The 17732-nt window shown below is 66.2% G+C and carries 16 protein-coding genes; 7 read left to right on the plus strand and 9 right to left on the minus strand.

Features of this window, described 5'->3' with window-relative positions:
• The first annotated feature begins 76 nt into the window (after positions 1 to 76).
• Entirely contained in the window at positions 77 to 2620 is a 2544-nt protein-coding gene (locus ACU0DV_RS03530; RefSeq protein ID WP_370311763.1) for a penicillin-binding protein 1A, read from the plus strand.
• Positions 2621 to 2872: 252 nt separating this feature from the next.
• Here the strand turns inward: ACU0DV_RS03530 and ACU0DV_RS03535 are convergent, their stop codons facing one another.
• Positions 2873 to 3529: a glutathione S-transferase family protein gene (locus ACU0DV_RS03535; RefSeq protein ID WP_100930500.1), complete on the minus strand. Its 657-nt coding sequence runs from the start codon at positions 3527 to 3529 to the stop codon at positions 2873 to 2875.
• A 103-nt stretch (positions 3530 to 3632) separates the two neighbouring features.
• On the opposite strand from ACU0DV_RS03535, the gene ACU0DV_RS03540 reads away from it, so the two are divergent.
• Positions 3633 to 4844, plus strand: a complete 1212-nt coding sequence (locus ACU0DV_RS03540; RefSeq protein WP_100930501.1) for a polyhydroxyalkanoate depolymerase — start codon at positions 3633 to 3635, stop codon at positions 4842 to 4844.
• On the opposite strand, the gene ACU0DV_RS03545 is transcribed toward ACU0DV_RS03540, so the two are convergent.
• A complete protein-coding gene (locus ACU0DV_RS03545; protein ID WP_446241061.1) occupies positions 4841 to 5641 on the minus strand; it encodes an aminoglycoside phosphotransferase family protein in 801 nt (266 codons plus the stop codon). The two genes, ACU0DV_RS03540 and ACU0DV_RS03545, sit on opposite strands and share 4 nt — an antisense overlap.
• An 83-nt stretch (positions 5642 to 5724) precedes the next feature.
• Here ACU0DV_RS03545 and prfB point away from each other — a divergent pair, with 83 nt between their 5' ends.
• Positions 5725 to 6849, plus strand: coding sequence for a peptide chain release factor 2 (gene prfB, locus ACU0DV_RS03550; protein ID WP_100930503.1), 1125 nt, complete (start codon positions 5725 to 5727; stop codon positions 6847 to 6849).
• 389 nt (positions 6850 to 7238) lie between these two features.
• Here prfB and ACU0DV_RS03555 read toward each other — a convergent pair whose 3' ends face one another.
• Positions 7239 to 7586 (minus strand): hypothetical protein, encoded by a 348-nt coding sequence (locus tag ACU0DV_RS03555; RefSeq protein ID WP_283983379.1) that lies wholly within the window; start codon positions 7584 to 7586, stop codon positions 7239 to 7241.
• 141 nt (positions 7587 to 7727) lie between these two features.
• On the opposite strand from ACU0DV_RS03555, the gene ACU0DV_RS03560 reads away from it, so the two are divergent.
• Positions 7728 to 8543 carry a DUF2189 domain-containing protein gene (locus ACU0DV_RS03560; RefSeq protein WP_100930505.1) on the plus strand — a complete coding sequence of 272 codons (816 nt, stop codon included), beginning with the start codon at positions 7728 to 7730 and terminating at the stop codon, positions 8541 to 8543.
• Between the two features lie 130 nt (positions 8544 to 8673).
• Here the strand turns inward: ACU0DV_RS03560 and ACU0DV_RS03565 are convergent, their stop codons facing one another.
• Positions 8674 to 9474, minus strand: a complete 801-nt coding sequence (locus ACU0DV_RS03565) for a helix-turn-helix domain-containing protein (protein WP_446241062.1) — start codon at positions 9472 to 9474, stop codon at positions 8674 to 8676.
• Positions 9475 to 9723: 249 nt separating this feature from the next.
• Between ACU0DV_RS03565 and ACU0DV_RS03570 the strand changes: the two genes are divergently transcribed.
• Complete coding sequence (locus ACU0DV_RS03570) at positions 9724 to 10068, plus strand: hypothetical protein (RefSeq protein WP_283983377.1); 345 nt, start codon at positions 9724 to 9726, stop codon at positions 10066 to 10068.
• A 79-nt stretch (positions 10069 to 10147) separates the two neighbouring features.
• Here ACU0DV_RS03570 and ilvN read toward each other — a convergent pair whose 3' ends face one another.
• Genes ilvN through ACU0DV_RS03585 form a run of 3 tightly spaced genes read right to left on the minus strand, consistent with a single transcriptional unit; the run spans position 10148 to position 13014 of the window.
• Complete coding sequence (gene ilvN, locus ACU0DV_RS03575; protein ID WP_100930507.1) at positions 10148 to 10714, minus strand: acetolactate synthase small subunit; 567 nt, start codon at positions 10712 to 10714, stop codon at positions 10148 to 10150.
• Between the two features lie 34 nt (positions 10715 to 10748).
• Positions 10749 to 11255, minus strand: a complete 507-nt coding sequence (locus tag ACU0DV_RS03580) for a hypothetical protein (RefSeq protein WP_446241063.1) — start codon at positions 11253 to 11255, stop codon at positions 10749 to 10751.
• 4 nt (positions 11256 to 11259) lie between these two features.
• A complete protein-coding gene (locus ACU0DV_RS03585) occupies positions 11260 to 13014 on the minus strand; it encodes an acetolactate synthase 3 large subunit (protein ID WP_100930509.1) in 1755 nt (584 codons plus the stop codon).
• A gap of 598 nt (positions 13015 to 13612) precedes the next feature.
• Here ACU0DV_RS03585 and ACU0DV_RS03590 point away from each other — a divergent pair.
• Complete coding sequence (locus ACU0DV_RS03590) at positions 13613 to 13825, plus strand: hypothetical protein (protein ID WP_100930510.1); 213 nt, start codon at positions 13613 to 13615, stop codon at positions 13823 to 13825.
• 93 nt (positions 13826 to 13918) lie between these two features.
• On the opposite strand, the gene ACU0DV_RS03595 is transcribed toward ACU0DV_RS03590, so the two are convergent.
• Together ACU0DV_RS03595 and ACU0DV_RS03600 are read right to left on the minus strand one after the other, a co-directional pair.
• Positions 13919 to 14557 (minus strand): response regulator transcription factor, encoded by a 639-nt coding sequence (locus tag ACU0DV_RS03595; protein ID WP_283983375.1) that lies wholly within the window; start codon positions 14555 to 14557, stop codon positions 13919 to 13921.
• Positions 14554 to 15966: a cache domain-containing protein gene (locus ACU0DV_RS03600; protein WP_446241064.1), complete on the minus strand. Its 1413-nt coding sequence runs from the start codon at positions 15964 to 15966 to the stop codon at positions 14554 to 14556. Before ACU0DV_RS03600 ends, ACU0DV_RS03595 begins: the two co-directional genes overlap by 4 nt.
• A gap of 137 nt (positions 15967 to 16103) precedes the next feature.
• Here ACU0DV_RS03600 and ACU0DV_RS03605 point away from each other — a divergent pair, with 137 nt between their 5' ends.
• Positions 16104 to 17324 carry an MFS transporter gene (locus ACU0DV_RS03605; protein ID WP_446241065.1) on the plus strand — a complete coding sequence of 407 codons (1221 nt, stop codon included), beginning with the start codon at positions 16104 to 16106 and terminating at the stop codon, positions 17322 to 17324.
• The last annotated feature ends 408 nt before the right edge of the window (positions 17325 to 17732 follow it).

A 17732-nucleotide genomic window follows, 5' to 3' on the forward strand; every position in this document is an offset into this window, starting at 1 on the left:
GGATGTGTTTTGACCGACGCCGCGTTACAGTATATGCGACGGTTTGAAATCGAGCACTTGCCACAAGGGTCCACGCGTGACGCGGTTCATCTTCTCATTCTTCGGCGGTATCTTCGCGGTGGTGACCATGGGCACCATGATGATCGCGCTCACCATCGGCGCGATCTTCTGGATGTACGGGCGCGACCTGCCCAGCCACGAACACCTGGCGCAATACACCCCGCCGACGATCAGCCGCATCTATTCGCAGGAAGGGCGGGTGATCGACGAATTCGCGCAGGAACGCCGCCTGTTCACGCCTGCGAACGAGATCCCCGACCTAGTGAAGAACGCCTTCATCTCGGCCGAGGACAAGAACTTCTACACCCACCAGGGCTATGACGTGCGCGGCATCGTCGCGGCGGGCGTGCAGGCGGTGCAGTCCGGCGGGCGCGACGTGCGCGGCGCCTCGACGATCACCCAGCAGGTGATGAAGAACTTCCTGCTGTCCGGCGACCGCCGGGCAGAGCGGAAGATCAAGGAAATCATTCTCGCCTCGCGCGTCGAAGAGGCACTGGACAAGGACAAGATCCTTGAGCTGTACCTGAACGAGATCTTCCTCGGGCAGAACTCCTTTGGCGTGACCGCGGCGGCGCAGACCTACTTCAACAAGACCCTGTCGGAGCTCGAACCGCACGAGGCGGCGATGCTCGCCTCCATGCCGAAGGCGCCGTCGGACTACCACCCGGTGCGCCGGAAGGAGCGTCTGACGCAGCGCCGCGACTTCGTGCTGAAGGAGATGTACGAGAACGGCTACATCGACAAGGCGACCTACGAGAGCGAGGTCCAGCAGCCGCTGCGCTCGGTTCAGAACGGCGACTTCGAACCCTACAACCAGGCGCTGCCGCCGCGCGACTATTTCACCGACGAGATCCGCCGCCAGCTCAGCCGCGACTTCGGGGAGGACCAGTTCTTTTCCGGCGGTTATTCGGTGCGCGCGACGCTTGACCCGGAGATGCAGACCGAGGCGGCCCATGCTCTGCAGCGTGCGCTGGAGCAGTACGACCGCGGGCTTGGCCGCTGGCGCGGCACGGGCAAGACCATCGACGCCGGGCTGCTCGGCGACGAAGCCGCATGGCGCGAGGCCCTCGCAGGCGTGCGCGTGACGCGCGACGTGACGCTGGTCAGCAAGTGGCACGTGGCCGTGGTGCGCGAGGTGCGCGAGAACTCCCTTCTGATCGGGATCGAGGATGTGCCGCTGGACGATCCGCGGGGCATGGAAGTTCCGCGTGCGGACACCGACTGGTTCAAGGGCAACCTGTTCGAGAACTTCGAGCCGGGCGATGTGATCCACGTCCGCGAGATGACCGAGGACGACTCCGGCAACTTCATCCGCTGGACGCTGCGGCAGGTGCCGCAGGTGCAGGGCGGGTTCATGGCCATGGACGTGAACACCGGCCGCGTGATCGCCATGCAGGGCGGGTTCAGCTACCAGCACTCGGTCTTCAACCGCGCGACGCAGGCGAAGCGGCAGCCGGGTTCCTCGTTCAAGCCGTTCGTCTACGCTGCGGCACTCGACAGCGGCTATACACCGGCCACAATCGTGGTCGATGCGCCCATCGAGATCGACACGCCGCAGGGTGTCTGGCGTCCGAAGAACGCGTCGAACCAGTTCTACGGACCGACCCCCCTGCGCACCGGGATCGAACGGTCTCGGAACCTGATGACCATCCGTCTCGCGCAGGAGGTCGGCATGGACGTGGTCGCGAATTATGCCGAAAAGTTCGGGGTTTACGACAACATGGGCCGGGTTCTGGCCAACGCGCTGGGGGCCGACGAAACGACGCTTATGCGGATGATCTCGGCCTATGCCATGTTCGCCAACGGCGGTGAGCGGGTGGAGCCGACGCTGGTCGACCGGGTGCAGGACCGCTACGGCAACACGGTCTACAGCCACGATGCGGCGCAGGGGAACCGGCGGGTCTGCGTGGACTGTGCGGATCCGAACATTCCGCCGGGGCGGAGCCCGCGGATCGTCAACGACCGCGAGCGGATCATGGATGCGATCACCGCGTACCAGCTTACATCGATGATGGAGGGTGTGGTGCAGCGCGGGACGGCGTCGGGCACGGTGAAGCTGCCGGTTCCAACGGCGGGCAAGACCGGCACCACCAACGACGCGAAGGACGTGTGGTTCATCGGCTTCACCTCCAACATCGTGGCGGGCTGCTACATCGGTTACGACCAGCCGCGCAGCCTTGGCAGCGGTGCGTCGGGCGGCGGGTTCTGTGGCCCGGTGTTCACCCAGTTCATGCAGAAGGCGGTGAAGAAATACGGCGGCGGCCCCTTCAAGGTCCCGGAAACATGCAACTTCGTGAACATCGACCGGTTTTCGGGCGCGCGCCTTGGCGCGGGCGCATCGGGTGCGAATGTCGTGGCGGAGTGTTTCCGCGAGGACGATCTGCTTGACGGTGTGTGGGGCATCCAGCTGGACGGCGGCTTTGCCATCTCGGGCAGTTTCGACCTGATCCGTCCCGAAGGCGGTTCGGTCGCGCGGGAGGTCACGACCTCCACCGGCCGCAAGGCCGTGGTGGGTCCGAAGGCCGGGTTCGGCACGCTGTCCTCCGGTGGCCTGTACTGAGGGATCGCCGGCAACCGGCTTAACCCTTCGGGTTGGGCAATGGGGTAAACGGAGCGCGCGTTGGGGTTAACCCGGCGCGCGCTTCGCACATCTGGGGGGTGTCAAACCCCGGGTTCAGGGGCATTTACCCGATCTTCACCAGAATGACCGCCGCGTTACCGGCGAACCGGCCGTTTCGACCCCCTGAACCGGCCGGTTGTTAACCTTTCCGGACGGGCCGCGCGTGACGTTGCGTCGGAAAGGGTTAATCCGTCAGAATTCGACTTCGAGCTCGACGATCTCTTCGGGCTCGGCCAGCGCGCCCTCGGTCCATTCGCGCATCAGGTCCCAGCCGAGGATGTGGTCGGCGTAGCTTTGCAGCGTCGGGTCGAGGGCCACGGAATAGGTGCGGAACCGGGTGCAGACCGGCGCATACATCGCATCGGCCACCGTGGGCTTTGCCCCGAAGAGGAACGGCCCGCCACAGGCGTCGAGGCATTCGTGCCAGATGGTCTTGACCCGTTCGATGTCGGGCCGGGCGCCGGAGAAGATCTTGAAGGCCGCATGATGCGACTTGAGGTTCATCGGCAGGGCGGAGCGCAGGTTGTAGAAGCCGGAGTGCATCTCGCCCGAGATCGCCCGGCACCGGGCGCGCATCACCGGGTCCTTCGGGTAGAGACCGGCCTTGGGGAAGGTCTCGTTCAGGTATTCGGCGATGGCGAGCGTGTCCCAGACCGCGATCTTGCCATGCTCCAGCCGGGGCACGCGGACGGACGGCGAAAGCAGCAGCAGTTCCTGACGGTTGTCGGCGCTGTCGGGGTCCACCGGCGCCTCGGCGAACGCGATTCCCGACATCTTGCACAACAGCCATCCGCGCAGGGACCAGGACGAATAGTTTTTTGATGAAATCGTGAGCGTGGCGTCCGTCATGGTCTTCCCCGTGTCGCGGCGGTGCAGCGAAATTGCATTTTTTTGTCGCACCGCACCGGGGGCCTGACTAGCGTTTTGTGGGAAGACACAGGCAGGAACCGCCATGCAGTACGCCATCTACCAGGGTTTCGATGATTTTTTCGCCCCTTTTCGAACGTCTGCCCTGATGGGGCTGTCGCTGGGCGGTGAAAAGTCCGGGGCCTTCGCGCCGATGCTGCGCCGCCACATGGCCGGGCTTGAGATGCTGTCCCGGTTCAGGCTGAGCCACACGCGGCCGCCCTATGGCATCCGTTCGGTCTCCATCGACGGGCGGACCGTGCCGGTGACGGAGGAGGTGGTCTGCGATCTGCCGTACGGCCAGCTTCTGCACTTCAAGCGCGAGATCGACACGCCGCAACCCAAGGTGCTGGTGGTGGCGCCCCTGTCGGGGCATTTCGCGACGCTGCTGGCGGGCACGGTGAAGGTGCTGCTGCAGGATCACGAGGTCTATATCACCGACTGGAAGAACGCCCGCGACGTGCCGCGCAGCGCAGGGTCCTTCGGGGTAGAGGATTACGTGGAATACGTGATCCGCTTCATGGAAGAGATCGGCCCGGGCGGCCATATCCTGGCGGTGTGCCAGCCCTGCGTGCAGGCGCTGGCCGCGGTGGCGGTCATGTCGGAGGACCGCAACCCGGCGACGCCCCTGTCGATGACGCTGATGGCGGGGCCGGTGGACGTGCGGGAAAGCCCCACGGCGGTGAACGACCTGGCCTTCGAGAAGCCGCTGTCGTGGTTCAGGAACAACGTGATCGCCTCTGTCCCGTTCCGCTATCCGGGCGCCGGGCGGCGGGTCTATCCGGGGTTCGTGCAGCTGACCGCCTTCATGACGATGAACATGGACAGGCACATGGCGCAGCACAAGCGCATGTACCAGTTGCTGGCAGATGGCGAGGTGGAGGAGGCGGAGAAGATCAAGGCGTTCTACGACGAGTATTTCGCCGTGCTCGACCTGACGGAGGAGTTCTACATCGAGACCATCGACCGGGTGTTCCAGAAGGCGGAGCTGGCCCGGGGCGAGATGACCTACAAGGGCCGCAAGGTGAACCCGGCGGCGATCCGGCACACCGCGCTTCTGACGGTCGAGGGCGGGCGCGACGACATCTGCGGGCTGGGCCAGACGAGCGCCGCGCATGACCTGTGTTCGTCCCTGCGGCCGCACCTGAAGCGCCATCATTTGCAGGCCAACGTCGGGCATTACGGCGTGTTCAACGGCCGCCGCTGGGAGAAGGAGATCTACCCGGTGGTGCGCAACATGATCCTCGCAATGCTTTAGGTTTCCGCCAGAAGGGCGGAGAGCAGGTCGGCCTCCGGGTCGGTGTCCGGTTTGCCGCGCATGGCGATGGAATGGGCACATTTCGCCGCCGCCCACCCGGCGAGCCTGTGGCGGCTAACGTCCAGGGCTTCGGCGTAGGTGTCGAGGCAGGCGGCGATGCGCCCGGGGTCCCGGACGGTGGCTGGGATGCCCTTCGGATTGCGGATCGCGTTGGCGAGCTCGAACGCCGGGTCGCCGGTGAGGCCCTTGGCGTCGAAGGCCTTTGGCCCGGTGGCGGTCAGGATGACGTTATCGTGGTGCAGGTCGCCGTGCAGCGGCACGGGTTGGGCTGTCGTGGCGATGAGGTCGCGGGCGAGGGCCTGCGCGCGTGTTATGTCGCGGCGGACGCTGGCCGGGCAGGTGCCAAGGGGCAGGGCGAAGAGCCGTTCGAACCAGACGCCAACGGTCGGCAGGTCGGCAAGCTGCGGGCGGCTGGCGTGCAGCGCCCGGGCGGTGTCGGCGAGCAGGCGGCAGGCTTCCGCGTCGCGGCCCTGACGGGAGAGGTCGCCAAGCGAGGGGCCGTCGAGCGCCTCCATCAGGACGCTGTCGGGCCCTGCGCCCAGGATGGCGACCATGTGCGGCCCGGCCCAGGCCTGCATCAGCCGGATGCCCGCGGCCTCGTTCCCGGCGTGGCCCTGCGGCCAGAGTTTCAGGACGGCGCGGCTGTCATCCCTGCGCACCTCGTGGAATTCGGCGGCGGCGGTGGTGGCGAGGGGGCGGACGATCTGCACCGCGTGCCGCGCAAGGGCTTTTTCCAAGCGACGCTCCACCACATTCCCCACCTTGCCCGTCCTCTGGCCCCTTGGTATCACGCGGGGCCTGAGAGTACGAGGAGTCCCCCATGCGCGCCGAAGCCCAGAACCACGTGGAGAAGATCGAGAAGTCGCTTGATCTGCTCAAGCAGCGGCTTGGCTGGGAGACGGCGCAGCACCGGCTGGAGGAGTTCAACGCGCGGGTCGAGGACCCGAACCTGTGGGACAACCCCGAAGCCGCGCAGAAGCTGATGCGCGACCGGCAGTCGCTGGTCGACGCGATGGAATCCTACACCTCGCTCAAGCAGGAGCTGGAGGACCAGGTCGAGCTGATCGAGCTGGGGGAAATGGAAGACGACGAGGAAGTGGTGCGCGACGCCGAGGCGGCGCTGAAGGCGCTGGTGGAGACCGCCGCCAAGAAGGAGCTGGAGGCGCTGCTGGACGGCGAGACCGACGGCAACGACGCCTTCCTCGAGATCAAGGCGGGCGCGGGCGGCACGGAGGCCTGCGACTGGGCCAACATGCTGGCGCGGATGTATGTCCGCTGGGCGGAGAAGCGCGGCTTCGAGGTCGACCTGCAGGAAGAGCAGGCGGGCGCGGAGGCGGGCATCAAGTCGGCCACCTACCAGATCAAGGGCAAGAACGCCTACGGCTGGCTGAAGTCCGAGAGCGGTACGCACCGGCTGGTGCGGATCTCGCCCTTCGGGAAGGGCACGCGGGAGACCTCCTTTGCCGCGGTGGGCGCCTACCCGGTGATCGACGACAACATCGAGGTGGTGGTGAACCCCGCCGATATCCGCATCGACACCTTCCGTTCGTCGGGCGCGGGCGGGCAGCACGTGAACACTACCGACTCCGCGGTGCGGATCACCCACCACCCCACGGGGATCGTGGTGACGAGCTCGGAGAAGTCGCAGCACCAGAACCGCGACATCGCCATGAAGGCGCTGAAATCGCGGCTCTACCAGCTTGAGCTCGACCGCCGGAACGCCGAGGTGAACGCGCTGCACGAGGCGAAGGGCGATGCGGGCTGGGGCAACCAGATCCGGTCCTACGTGCTGCAGCCCTACCAGATGGTGAAGGACCTGCGGACGCAGTACGAGACCGCCGATACGCAGGGCGTGCTGGACGGCGACCTCGACCCCTTCATGGAAGCGACGCTGGCGCTACAAGTGTCCGGCAAGAGCCGCGCAGACGCACGCGGCGAGGACTGATCCCTTTCAGGCAGACGCTCCGGGTGTGAGCGGACGGGAGGGCGGAGAATCTCCGCCCTACGATGCCGCGCGCCTGTGGCGTTGCGGGATGCCTCGTCCGGCGGTCGGGGTTTGTGTGGTGCGGTGGATGCCAGGCCCGGGGGGCTGCACCGCACATTGGCGCACACTCGTGGTCGTTGGACCAGACGGCGCGAGACATTTTCAAAGTCGTACGACGGGACCGCGATGGCTGAGGGCGCAGCCTCTTTAGCCTGTGGTAGTGGTCGGATCCGGGGACATTGAGCGCGTTCTTGGGCAGAAGGAGGCGGAGACTCTCCGCCCTACGTTGGCGCGCGCGCCCAGCCTCGCGGACAGCTATGTCCGCGGCGTGGATCCACTGGTTGGCCGGGTCAGGTCAGGGTTTCGTAGAAGCCCTGCCAGGCCGGCGGCTCGGGGTGTTCGGCGCGGATGCGGGCCTGTCGTTCGGGGCTTTGTCCGCGGTACCACGCGATGAAGCCGGACATGGCGGTTTCCCCGCCCGTGGTGTGCCAGGCGACGCTGCCGCGCGGCATGTCGGGGCAGATCGTCCAGGGCGGTTCGTCGTAGACCGCACGCGGCGCGGGCATCCTGTCCGACAGCTCGCTCAGCGCGGCGCGCAGACGGGCAAAGCCGTCGGGCCGCCGGACCAGTGCGGGCACGTCGATATTGCGAATCCTGCCGTCGTCGCCACGCCGAATCGGATCGGGTGCGTGTGTCATTGAAGCTCCTCCCACAGCCAATGGTAGAACACAGGCGTAGAAGGAAAATGTTAATAAGAGACGAATCTTGCCCGTCGGCGACATATCGCCTTTAGTGAATGCCACCGCGCGCAACGGGACTGACCCTGAGGAGGAGAGGCCATGCCCGACACACCGAAACCCGGCGTTCCCGAACTCGGGCCCGTGTCCGCCGAGATGCTGCGCGAGGCGCTGCGGCGCGGCTGGCGCGACCTGCGCCGCGCGCCCGGTTTCGCGCTGGTCTTTGCCGGGCCCTACGTGCTGGCCGGGTGGCTCATGGTCTGGGTCACATGGGTGACCGGGCAGAGCTACTGGCTGGTCTTCGCGGCCATAGGCTTTCCGCTGATCGCGCCATTCGCGGCGGTGGGCTTCTACGACGTGAGCCGGCGGCTTGAGGAAGGGCGCCCGCTCGACTGGATGCAGATCTCGAGCGTGATCGCGCGCCAGTCGAAACGCCAGCTTCCGTCGATCAGCGCGGTGATCCTGGTGATCTTCCTGTTCTGGTTCTTCCTGGCGCACATGATCTTTGCGCTGTTCCTGGGGCTTGCGCCGATGACCAACGTGTCCTCGTCCTACGACATATTCCTGACGCCGAACGGGCTGACCATGCTGGCGGTGGGCACCGGGGTTGGCGCGGGCTTTGCGGCGCTCCTGTTCATGATCACGGTGCTGGCGCTGCCGATGCTTCTGGACCGGGAAATCGACTTCGTGACCGCGATGATCACCTCCTTCGGCTACGTGCAGCGCGAGCCGGTGGTGATGTTCGGCTGGGCGGCCTTCATCGCCGTCACGACCTTCGTGTCGATGCTGCCGGGGTTCCTGGGGCTGCTGGTGGTCCTGCCGGTGCTGGGGCACGCCACATGGCACCTTTACGACATGCTGGCCTACGGCACGCGGCGCGGCACGGTCTCCGCCGCGGAGGCGGTGGCCATGCGCTGAAGTCGCGCGGACCCGGGGCGCCCGGGCTGGCCAACACTCGGGCTGGCGTGCGGGCGCTCGGGCTTGCGGGCGCCGTGGAGACAGGCGCGGGGCTGGCTGCGCGGGGACGGGCAGGGGACCTGCCCATCCGTCAGTAGAAGTTCTCGCCCACTTTCAGCAGGTTGCGATGGTAGGGCACCAGATCCTCGGCTGTACAGAACCCGGCCTGACGTGCGGCAGGCAGGACCCCCTGCAGATCGGTGCCGAGATGTTCGTAGACCAGCCGTTCGACGCGCCGTCCGGCGACATTCTCGCGGACGGTGCGGGTGACGTAGCCGACCCAGAAGTTGTTTTCGAACGTCGGGATCCGGGCGAGGTAGTTGAACGAGGTGGTCGTCGCACCCTTGCGGCTGACCAGCGCCGCGATGCCGTCCTCCTGCGGGATCACCGTGCCGCGGAATTCGCGGTTGCGCGGCTCGACCGAGAGGCCCTGCGCGCGCATGGCGTCCTTGGCCTCGAATCCCTTGAGGAAAGTGCCGCCGCGGTTGCGGAACACGTAGATCACGCCCTGCACGAAGGCCTTGTCGTCCATGAAGCTGCGCCGCGTGAAACGGTAGAAGCCGGAGGGGAAGACCTCTTCCGGGACCGGGCGGGCGGTGCCGCCGAGGTATTCCGCCACCGCCGGGTTCAGCAGCACGCTGTTGTCGGTCGCCACGACTCGCTCGACCGGCTCCAGCAGGATGCGCGCATCGACACCGAAGTAGGAGCAGATCCTGTGCAGCACGTCTGGCCGGGGAAAGCTCTCTCCGGCGAGGTATCTGTTATATTGTGTCCGGTTGATCCCCAGTTCCCGGCACAGGGCCGAGATGGATGCTGCCTGTTGTGACAACTGACGCAGATTGTCACCAAGCATGTTGCGCAGTTCTGCCGGAGAGGGGCTGCGCTGTCGCATCTTGCCGCCGTCCTTTGCCATAAAAATTCCCGTTATTGTTGAGTCGTAGCACTGTTTTACGACTTATTGGAAGATGAGAACACAAGCTGATGCTTGACTTGCCGCTACTTGGCGTCACGGGTGATGCTTAACAGAGGCAAACCTGCCGATTCACGGCACAAAAATCAAGAAGCCGACGCGGAAAAATACGTGTTCTGTGCGAATGGTTTCCGGCACCTTTGATCTGCAACCATCAGCAGGTGTGGCGTGATGCAAGAACATATGTACGGAGTGGTTCTTTGGGCGGATGCCAGCGATACGAAGGCTGTGATCTGGTGTGAAGATCAGGGCAATCTGGCGTATTATACCGCTGCCGAAGAAGACATCCACGAAGGGCCCGCGCTCGACGCCGGCGACCTGATCCAGTTCGAACTGAGCGAATGCGCGAATTTCCGGCGTGCGGACAACCTCAGGCGCGTGGGCGCGGGCTATGCGCCCGATCTGGCGCAGAACCTGCGCGGCCGGGTGAACGACGCCGTGGCGCCGCGGCCCGAGCCGAGACGTTTCACGCGGACGGACAACGTCGTGGCGTTTCCCGGGGTCGTGATGTCGTGATCTGACTTAATGGCCGACCAAACGCGAAAGGCGCGCCTCACCGGGCGCGCCTTCGCTGTTTTCAGGGGATGACTTCAGATCAGGAGCCGGCGCCGCGGGCCAGGGCGGCCACACCCGTCCGGGCGATCTCGATCATGCCGAGCGGGCGCATGAGGTCGGCGAAGGCGTCGATCTTGTCCGGTGCGCCGGTGAGCTGGAAGATGAAGCTTTCCAGCGTCGAATCGACCACCTGCGCGCGGAAGATGTCGGCAAGGCGCAGCGCCTCGACGCGCTTGTCGCCGGTGCTTTTCACCTTGAAGAGCGCCAGTTCGCGTTCCACCGAAGACCCTTCGACCGTCAGGTCGTGCACGTCGTGGACCGGGACGATGCGGCCAAGCTGGGCCTTGATCTGCTCGATCACCTGCGGGGTGCCCTTGGTGACGATGGTGATGCGCGACAGGTGGCCCTGGTGGTCGACCTCGGCCACGGTGAGGCTTTCGATGTTGTAGCCGCGGCCCGAGAACAGGCCAATGACGCGCGCCAGCACGCCGGGCTCGTTTTCGACGAGGACGGCGAGGGTGTGCGTCTCCGTCACGTCCGAGAAGTTCGGGCGCAGGTTGTAGGCGGAGTGCTTCGAAGAGCCCTTCTTGATCTTTAGCGCGGACATGCGGTGTTCCTTTGTCAGTCGTTGCGGGGCCGGATCAGTCGAGGCTGTCGCGGCTTTGTTGGTCGAGACGGTCGGCGAGGCGGCGCAGTGCGTCCGCCTGATCCGGGAAGGCCGTGAGGCCGGTGGCGCCGAGGCGTGCGGCAATGGCGCGCATTTCGGCGGGGCTTCGGTCGTTCGAGAGGCGCTGCGCAAGAGAGCGGGCGCGCCCCTTCAGAGATCCGACGGGCGTTTCGTCGAGATAGCGGCGTTCCGCGTTACGGCGGTCCCGGTGCGCCGCGGCGTTTTGCGTGCCCCAGTGCCGGTCCTTGACACGGTGGGCGGTGGCCAGGTCCTGTCCGCTCAGGTCGTCGGGATCGGTCATCGCTGAGAGATCCTGACGCCCCTTGCGGCGCAGGTGCCGGTTGGCCGTGGCCTTGATGGTGCGGGCATGACGGCGGGCCGCCTTGTCCGAACGGTTGGAGACGATCTTGCGCTGGCGTGCGGAGTCCCGCGCCTTTTCAAGGCGCGGGTCCTTGCCGGGCTGATCGCTCCCCCCGCTCATGGCCTTACACCAGAACCGCGCCCTTGCCGGCGATGGCGTTGGTGGCCTTGGCTTCGCCGAGCAGCATCTTGTTGTGCGGCTCGCCCGAGGGGATCATCGGGAAGCAGTTCTCGTGCTTCTCGACGAGGCAGTCGAAGACCACCGGGCCGTCGTACTCCAGCATCTCCATGATCGCGTCGTCGAGGTCGGCGGGATCGGAGATCGAGATGCCCTTGCAGCCGAAGGCCTCTGCCAGCTTCACGAAGTCGGGCAGCGATTCCGACCACGAGTGCGAGTAACGCTCGCCGTGCAGAAGCTGCTGCCACTGGCGGACCATGCCGAGGCGCTCGTTGTTGAGGATGAACTGCTTGACCGGCAGGCGGTACTGGGTCGCGGTGCCGAGCTCCTGCATGTTCATCAGCCACGAGGCTTCACCCGCCACGTTGATGACGAGGCTTTCGGGATGCGCCATCTGCACACCGATGGAGGCCGGGAAGCCGTAGCCCATCGTGCCGAGGCCACCGGAGGTCATCCAGCGGTTCGGGTCCTCGAAGCCGAGGAACTGCGCGGCCCACATCTGGTGCTGGCCGACCTCGGTGCAGATGTAGCGGTCCTTGCCCTTGGTGAGCTCTTCGAGACGCTGCAGCGCGTACTGCGGCTTGATCGTCTTGTCGGAGTTCTTGTAGGACAGGCAGTTGACCTTCTTCCATTCGTCGATGCGCTTCCACCACTTGGCCAGCGCCTCGCGGTTGACCTTGCGGCCGCGCGATTTCCAGAGCGCCAGCACGTCCTCGAGGACATGGGCGATGTCGCCGACGATCGGGATGTCGGTCTTGATGACCTTGTTGATCGAGGACGGGTCGATGTCGACGTGCACCTTGCGGCTGTCCGGGCTGAATGCGTCGATGCGGCCGGTGATCCGGTCGTCGAAGCGGGCGCCGAGGTTGATCATCAGGTCGCAGCCGTGCATCGCGAGGTTGGCCTCGTAAAGACCGTGCATCCCCAGCATCCCCAGCCAGGCCTTGCCCGACGCGGGGTAGGCGCCGAGACCCATCAGCGTGGAGGTGATCGGGAAGCCGGTGGCCTCCACCAGTTCACGCAGCAGTTGCGAGGCTGCCGGGCCGGAGTTGATGACGCCGCCGCCGGTGTAGAACACCGGCTTCTCGGCGGTCTCGATCGCCTCCACGAGGTCCTCGATCATCTCCATGTCGCCCTTGACCTGCGGCTGGTAGTGCCGGGTCGAGACCGAAGGCTTCGGCTGGTAGGTGGCCGAGGCGAACTGCACGTCCTTCGGGATGTCGACAAGCACCGGGCCGGGACGGCCGGCGGTGGCGACGTGGAAGGCCTCGTGGATGGTGGCGGACAGGCGCTCCGTCTCCTTCACCAGCCAGTTGTGCTTGGTGCAGGGGCGGGTGATGCCGACGGTGTCCGCCTCCTGGAAGGCGTCGGAGCCGATCATGAAGGTCGGCACCTGGCCGGTGAGGACAACCAGCGGGATCGAGTCCATCAGCGCGTCGGTCAGGCCGGTCACGGCGTTCGTGGCGCCCGGGCCCGAGGTCACGAGCACGACGCCCGGCTTGCCGGTCGAGCGGGCATAGCCCTCGGCCATGTGCACCGCGCCCTGTTCGTGCCGCACCAGAACGTGACGGATGTCGTTCTGCTGAAAGATCTCGTCATAAATCGGTAGAACCGCGCCGCCCGGGTAGCCGAATACGACTTCCACGCCCTGATCCTTGAGGGCCTGGACCACCATTTTCGCTCCGGTCATCTGACGTGTCATAACTGTCTCCGATCTTGACACTTGGGCGGGATTGCCCGGGTTCGGTATTGCATCGCGCTGCGCGGGCAGCGGGCATAAAAAAGCCCCCGGTCGGCTGACGGGGGCGCATGGGGACCTGGAAGGGTGTCCGCGTTAGCGGCCCATGCGCCTTTCTCCTACGATGACTACTAGAGTGATCATGCCAGAGGCTCCTTCTTGCGGGGGCAGTTGTATGGGCCATGCGCCGGGGCGTCAACCGCAGAAAGCCCTGTGAGGGGGCATTTCGCGCAGATATTTTTCCATTTGTTGCGCCAGAGGGGGCGTTCTTGGAATTTTTGTCGCCGCCAAAGCGCAGGATTTGAGCGGAGATGCGCCGATATCCGATTGCGCGGGGCAGTTGTGCATCTTCGCAGGGGTCGCTTGACGAAAGGTCTTGCAGGGGGCGTGGGGCTAAGGGTTTCAAGGGTTTGCCGGGTGCAGGGGCGGCGCGCCATGGGGTGTCGTGCCGATTCTGCAACATTTCTGCTCAAATTCGTGAGTTGATCGGATCAACGCTTTCCCGCACTGTCGAAGCAGGCGGCATCGAAGAGCGCCGAGCAGACCCGAGGGATTTTCAGCGATGACCCGTAACGTCTTCTTTCGTGATTTCACCCTGTGCAAGGCGGCGGCCCTGGTGGGGTTGATCGGTGCGGCACTGGTGTTGGGCGGCGTACCCAAGGCGGAGCCCGACATGGCCGGTGCGGCGGAAGCGAATGCGGTGCTGTTGGTTCCTGCGGTCCTGTCCGCTCCTGACCTCGGTTGCGATCCGCATGAGACTGGCGTCAACATCTGACGCAAGAACTACCCAAGGCACGTTACCTCTACCGGCTCCTTCGGGAGCCGGTTTTTTCTTGGCATCGGCATGTGGCTGAGGTGGCGCTGCGCGTCAGAAGTTGACGCTGGTGCCCTGAAGGACGCCGTGTTCCAGCGCGTAGCGGGTCAGGCCTGCGGTGGTGGCGATCCCCAGCTTGCGCTTGATGTTCTTGCGGTGGGTTTCCACCGTGCGCACGGAGATGTCGAGCGCCACGGCCACCTCCTTGTTGGACTTGCCCTGCGCCAGTTGCAGCAGGATCGTCTGTTCGCGGGTGGTCAGCGGGTCGCGCCCGCCGGTGTTGATCGGGGTCAGCGCGCCGGAGGCCCCGGTGCAGAGGTATCGCTCGCCCCGCATCACCGCGTCGATGGCATGCTTGATCTCGTCGGTGGGCACGTCCTTCAGCACGTAGCCCCGCGCGCCGTGGCTGAGCGCGGTCGAGATGTATTCCGGCGTGTCGTGCATCGAGAGCACGAGGATGCGGGTATCGGGCGCGCGTTCGAGGATCATCTCGGTCGCCGACAGACCGCCGAGGCCCGGCATGTTCAGGTCCATGAGGATCACGTCGGGGTTAAGCTCTTCCAGCCGGTCGATCATCGACTGCCCGTCCGACAGGGTCGCCACGACGGAAATGTCGTCGTAGCTGTCGAGGATGGCTTCGATGCCTTCGGCCACAAGCGGGTGGTCGTCGACGATGGTCACGCGCGTCGTCATCCTTTGGCCTTCCGTTTGGGCGCGCCTTCTTCCGGCGGCAGCAGGTGGGAGAGGGGGACCTGTGCCTCTACCACGGTCCCGGTGCGCGAGGAAAGCACCCTGAGCGTTCCGCCGAGCTGATCCATCCGCTCCTGCATGTTTCTGAGGCCGATGCCCGTGGTGGGGCGGCTGCGGTCGCCCATGCCCTTTCCGTTGTCGACGACCCGCAGCGTGGCGCCGGAGCGGTGGCCGCGCAGGTCGATCGACACCTCGGTCGCGCCGGAATGGCGTTCGACGTTGGTCAGCGCCTCCTGCGCGATGCGGTAGAGCGCGATCTTGGCGTCCTGCGACAGGCGGTTGCGGAAGACCACGGTTTCGAACCGCGTGTCGATGCCGGTGCGGGTGCGGAAGTCGTCGGTCAGCGACTTGATCGCCGGACCGAGGCCCAGGTCATCCAGCACGCCGGGGCGCAGGTCGCGCGAGATGCGCCGCACCTCGGTGATCGCGCGAGAGAGGTTGTCGGCGCCCTTGGCCAGCGATTCCTCGGCGCGCGGATCGCCGGAGGACAGCCGGCGGCGGGCGATGTCGAGAGCGTATCTCACCCCCACGAGGATCTGGCTGATGCTGTCGTGCAGTTCGCGCGCGACGCGACCGCGCTCGTCCTCCTGCGCGTCGAGCACGCGCTGGGTCAGGTGCTTGAGCTTGGCGTCGGCCAGGCGGCGTTCGCGGATGTTGATGACGAGGCCGGAGATGAAGACCAGGAGCAGCGCCGAGAGGGTGATCGCGCCGATCCACTGAAAGGTGCGGTGAACGCGGTCCTCGACCTCTGCCCGGGCGGCGGCGACGGTCTGGAGCACGTCGTCGATGAAGACGCCGGTGCCCACCGCCCAACGCCATGACGGGAAGGAGGTGACATAGGTGATCATCCGCGCGTCCTCGCCCGTGGAGGGTTTGGGCCAGAGGTGTTCGACGTAACCCGCGCCGGAGCGGGCGGTGTTGATGAACTCCTGCACCACGGGGGTGCCTTCGCTGTCGCGCATCTCCCACTGGTTGGTGTTGATCAGTTCCGTCTGGCGGGGCGAGACGAGGTTCAGCCCGTCGTAGTCGTAGACGAAGAAGAAGCCCTCGTCGCCGTAGATCATCGCGGCGAGGATCTGCATGACCTGCCGCTTGGCGTCCTCGTCGTCGGGCGGGGCGGAGCCGTAGATGAAGTAGAAGCCGTTGCGGGCCTGCGTGACGTAGTTCCTCAGTTCGCGCTTCTTTGCCTCGATGAGCTGGGTCTCGAGGCCGCGGATCTCGCGGTCGGCCAGCGTGCGCGCCTGTTCCGCCACCAGAAGGGCTATGGCGGACACCGCGAGGATCAGCGGCAGCGAGGCCAGCAGGAAGAGCTTCTGACCGTAGGAGAGGCGGAGGCGTTTCATCAGGCCCATGGTGCAATGAAAGCAGAGCACGGGGCCGGGGAAAAGGGGCAACGGTCGCGCGGGCGGGCAGGGCGGCCCGGAATGCGGCTTCCGGTCCGGGGCGCGGCGCACTAGCCTGCGGGAAACACCGGCATGAGGGGCAGGACATGGCAGGCGCATTGATCCGGGAAAACCGCAATTACCGGCTGCTGATCTCGGCCAGCGCTGTCTCGAACCTGGGCGACGGGATCGGCATGGTGGCGCTGCCCTGGCTCGCGACGCTGCTGACGCAGGACCCGGTGCTGATCGCCGCCGTCGCCACAGCGCAGCGCCTGCCGTGGACGCTGTTCGCGCTGCCGGCGGGCGTCTGGACCGACCGCTCCGACCGGCGGCTGATGATGGTGCGCGCCGACCTCGTGCGCGTGGTGCTGATGGGGCTGACGCTGGGCATGGTCCTGTCGCCGGTGCAGGAGGGCGGGATCTGGGCGCTGGTGCTGATCGCCTTCCTGTTCGGCACGGCGGAGGTGATCCGCGACAACGCCGCCCAGACGGTGCTGCCCTCCATCGTGCCGCATGATGCGCTGGAGCGGGCCAACGGCCAGATGTGGAGCGCCGAGCAGGTCACGGGGCAGTTCATCGGGCCGCCGCTGGCCGGTCTGCTGATCGCCTCGTCCATCGCGCTGCCCTTCGGGGCGGATGCGTCCTTCTACGCCATCTCCGCCGCGCTGGTCTGGCTGATCGCGCTGCCGGCGCGGCCGGGCGGCGCCGCGGCGCGGTTCTGGCCCGCGCTGGTGGAGGGGCTGGCATGGATGCGCGCCAATCCGACGGTGCTGCGGCTGGCGGTGATGCTGGGCGTCATCAACGCGGTTTTCACCGGCGGCATGACGGTGCTGGTGCTTTATGCGCAGGAGGTGCTGGGGATGTCCTCGGCGGGTTACGGCCTGCTGCTGACGCTGGGTGCCTGCGGCGGCGTGCTGGGCGGGCTGACGGCGCCCCGCGTGGCGGCGCGGCTGGGGATGCGGGCGGCGCTGCTTGTGGCGCTGGTCCTCTTCGTGGCGGTGCACCTGATGCTGGGGCTTTTCGCGTCGCCCGTGGTGGCGGGGCTGGCGCTGTTCACCGAGGCGCTGGGGGGCATGTTGTGGAACGTGGTGACCGTCAGCTACCGCCAGCGGCTGATCCCGGATGCGCTCTTGGGGCGGGTGAATTCCGTCTACCGCTTCCTCGGCTGGGGCGCGATGCCGCTGGGGGCGATGGGGGCCGGGGCGCTGGTCTCGGTGCTGGAGCCGGACATGGGCCGGGCGGCGGCGCTGCACGCACCCTACCTGCTGGGCGCGGCGGTCAGTTCGGGTCTGCTGGTCTACGCCGTAGCGCGGCTGCGGTTCGACTGACCCGGGCGCCAACAGGACCAAGGTGACGCTGCCGGGCGGGTCATTGCCGTGGCAGGCCTTGTCGTGAAGGCGTTGTCGGGCTGGCGGTTCGGGCCGCTTGCCGGGACAGCCCGGCCGCCATCGGGGGAATGCGCGATGGCGGCCGGTGTGCCCCGCCGCAGGTTCTGGCTATGCAGGCGCTGCAGACAGGAAACCGCCGTTTCGTGAGTGGTGGCAGGGAAGGCATCCAGCGGTCCGGTCGTCGAGGGGGAGGGGAACTCTGGACGCGGGATGCGCTCCGGCGGCGGTTGTGGAGGGAGAGGTGAAATATGGCTGGCTGTTCAAGGGTTTCAAGGCAGCCTCCGCGGGCCGTAAAGGTATGGTTTGAATACATCAAATCGTAACACAGATTCGCGCATGAGTGAAGTT

The sequence above is a fragment of the Sagittula sp. genome (assembly GCF_052825245.1).

Coding starts and splice junctions, on each gene's coding strand:
- ACU0DV_RS03535 (WP_100930500.1), bottom strand. CDS start 3,529: ATGACGGACGCCACGCTCACGATTTCATCAAAAAACTATTCGTCCTGG.
- ACU0DV_RS03540 (WP_100930501.1), top strand. CDS start 3,633: ATGCAGTACGCCATCTACCAGGGTTTCGATGATTTTTTCGCCCCTTTT.
- prfB (WP_100930503.1), top strand. CDS start 5,725: ATGCGCGCCGAAGCCCAGAACCACGTGGAGAAGATCGAGAAGTCGCTT.
- ACU0DV_RS03555 (WP_283983379.1), bottom strand. CDS start 7,586: ATGACACACGCACCCGATCCGATTCGGCGTGGCGACGACGGCAGGATT.
- ACU0DV_RS03560 (WP_100930505.1), top strand. CDS start 7,728: ATGCCCGACACACCGAAACCCGGCGTTCCCGAACTCGGGCCCGTGTCC.
- ACU0DV_RS03565 (WP_446241062.1), bottom strand. CDS start 9,474: ATGCGACAGCGCAGCCCCTCTCCGGCAGAACTGCGCAACATGCTTGGT.
- ACU0DV_RS03570 (WP_283983377.1), top strand. CDS start 9,724: ATGCAAGAACATATGTACGGAGTGGTTCTTTGGGCGGATGCCAGCGAT.
- ilvN (WP_100930507.1), bottom strand. CDS start 10,714: ATGTCCGCGCTAAAGATCAAGAAGGGCTCTTCGAAGCACTCCGCCTAC.
- ACU0DV_RS03580 (WP_446241063.1), bottom strand. CDS start 11,255: ATGAGCGGGGGGAGCGATCAGCCCGGCAAGGACCCGCGCCTTGAAAAG.
- ACU0DV_RS03585 (WP_100930509.1), bottom strand. CDS start 13,014: ATGACACGTCAGATGACCGGAGCGAAAATGGTGGTCCAGGCCCTCAAG.
- ACU0DV_RS03590 (WP_100930510.1), top strand. CDS start 13,613: ATGACCCGTAACGTCTTCTTTCGTGATTTCACCCTGTGCAAGGCGGCG.
- ACU0DV_RS03595 (WP_283983375.1), bottom strand. CDS start 14,557: ATGACGACGCGCGTGACCATCGTCGACGACCACCCGCTTGTGGCCGAA.
- ACU0DV_RS03600 (WP_446241064.1), bottom strand. CDS start 15,966: ATGGGCCTGATGAAACGCCTCCGCCTCTCCTACGGTCAGAAGCTCTTC.
- ACU0DV_RS03605 (WP_446241065.1), top strand. CDS start 16,104: ATGGCAGGCGCATTGATCCGGGAAAACCGCAATTACCGGCTGCTGATC.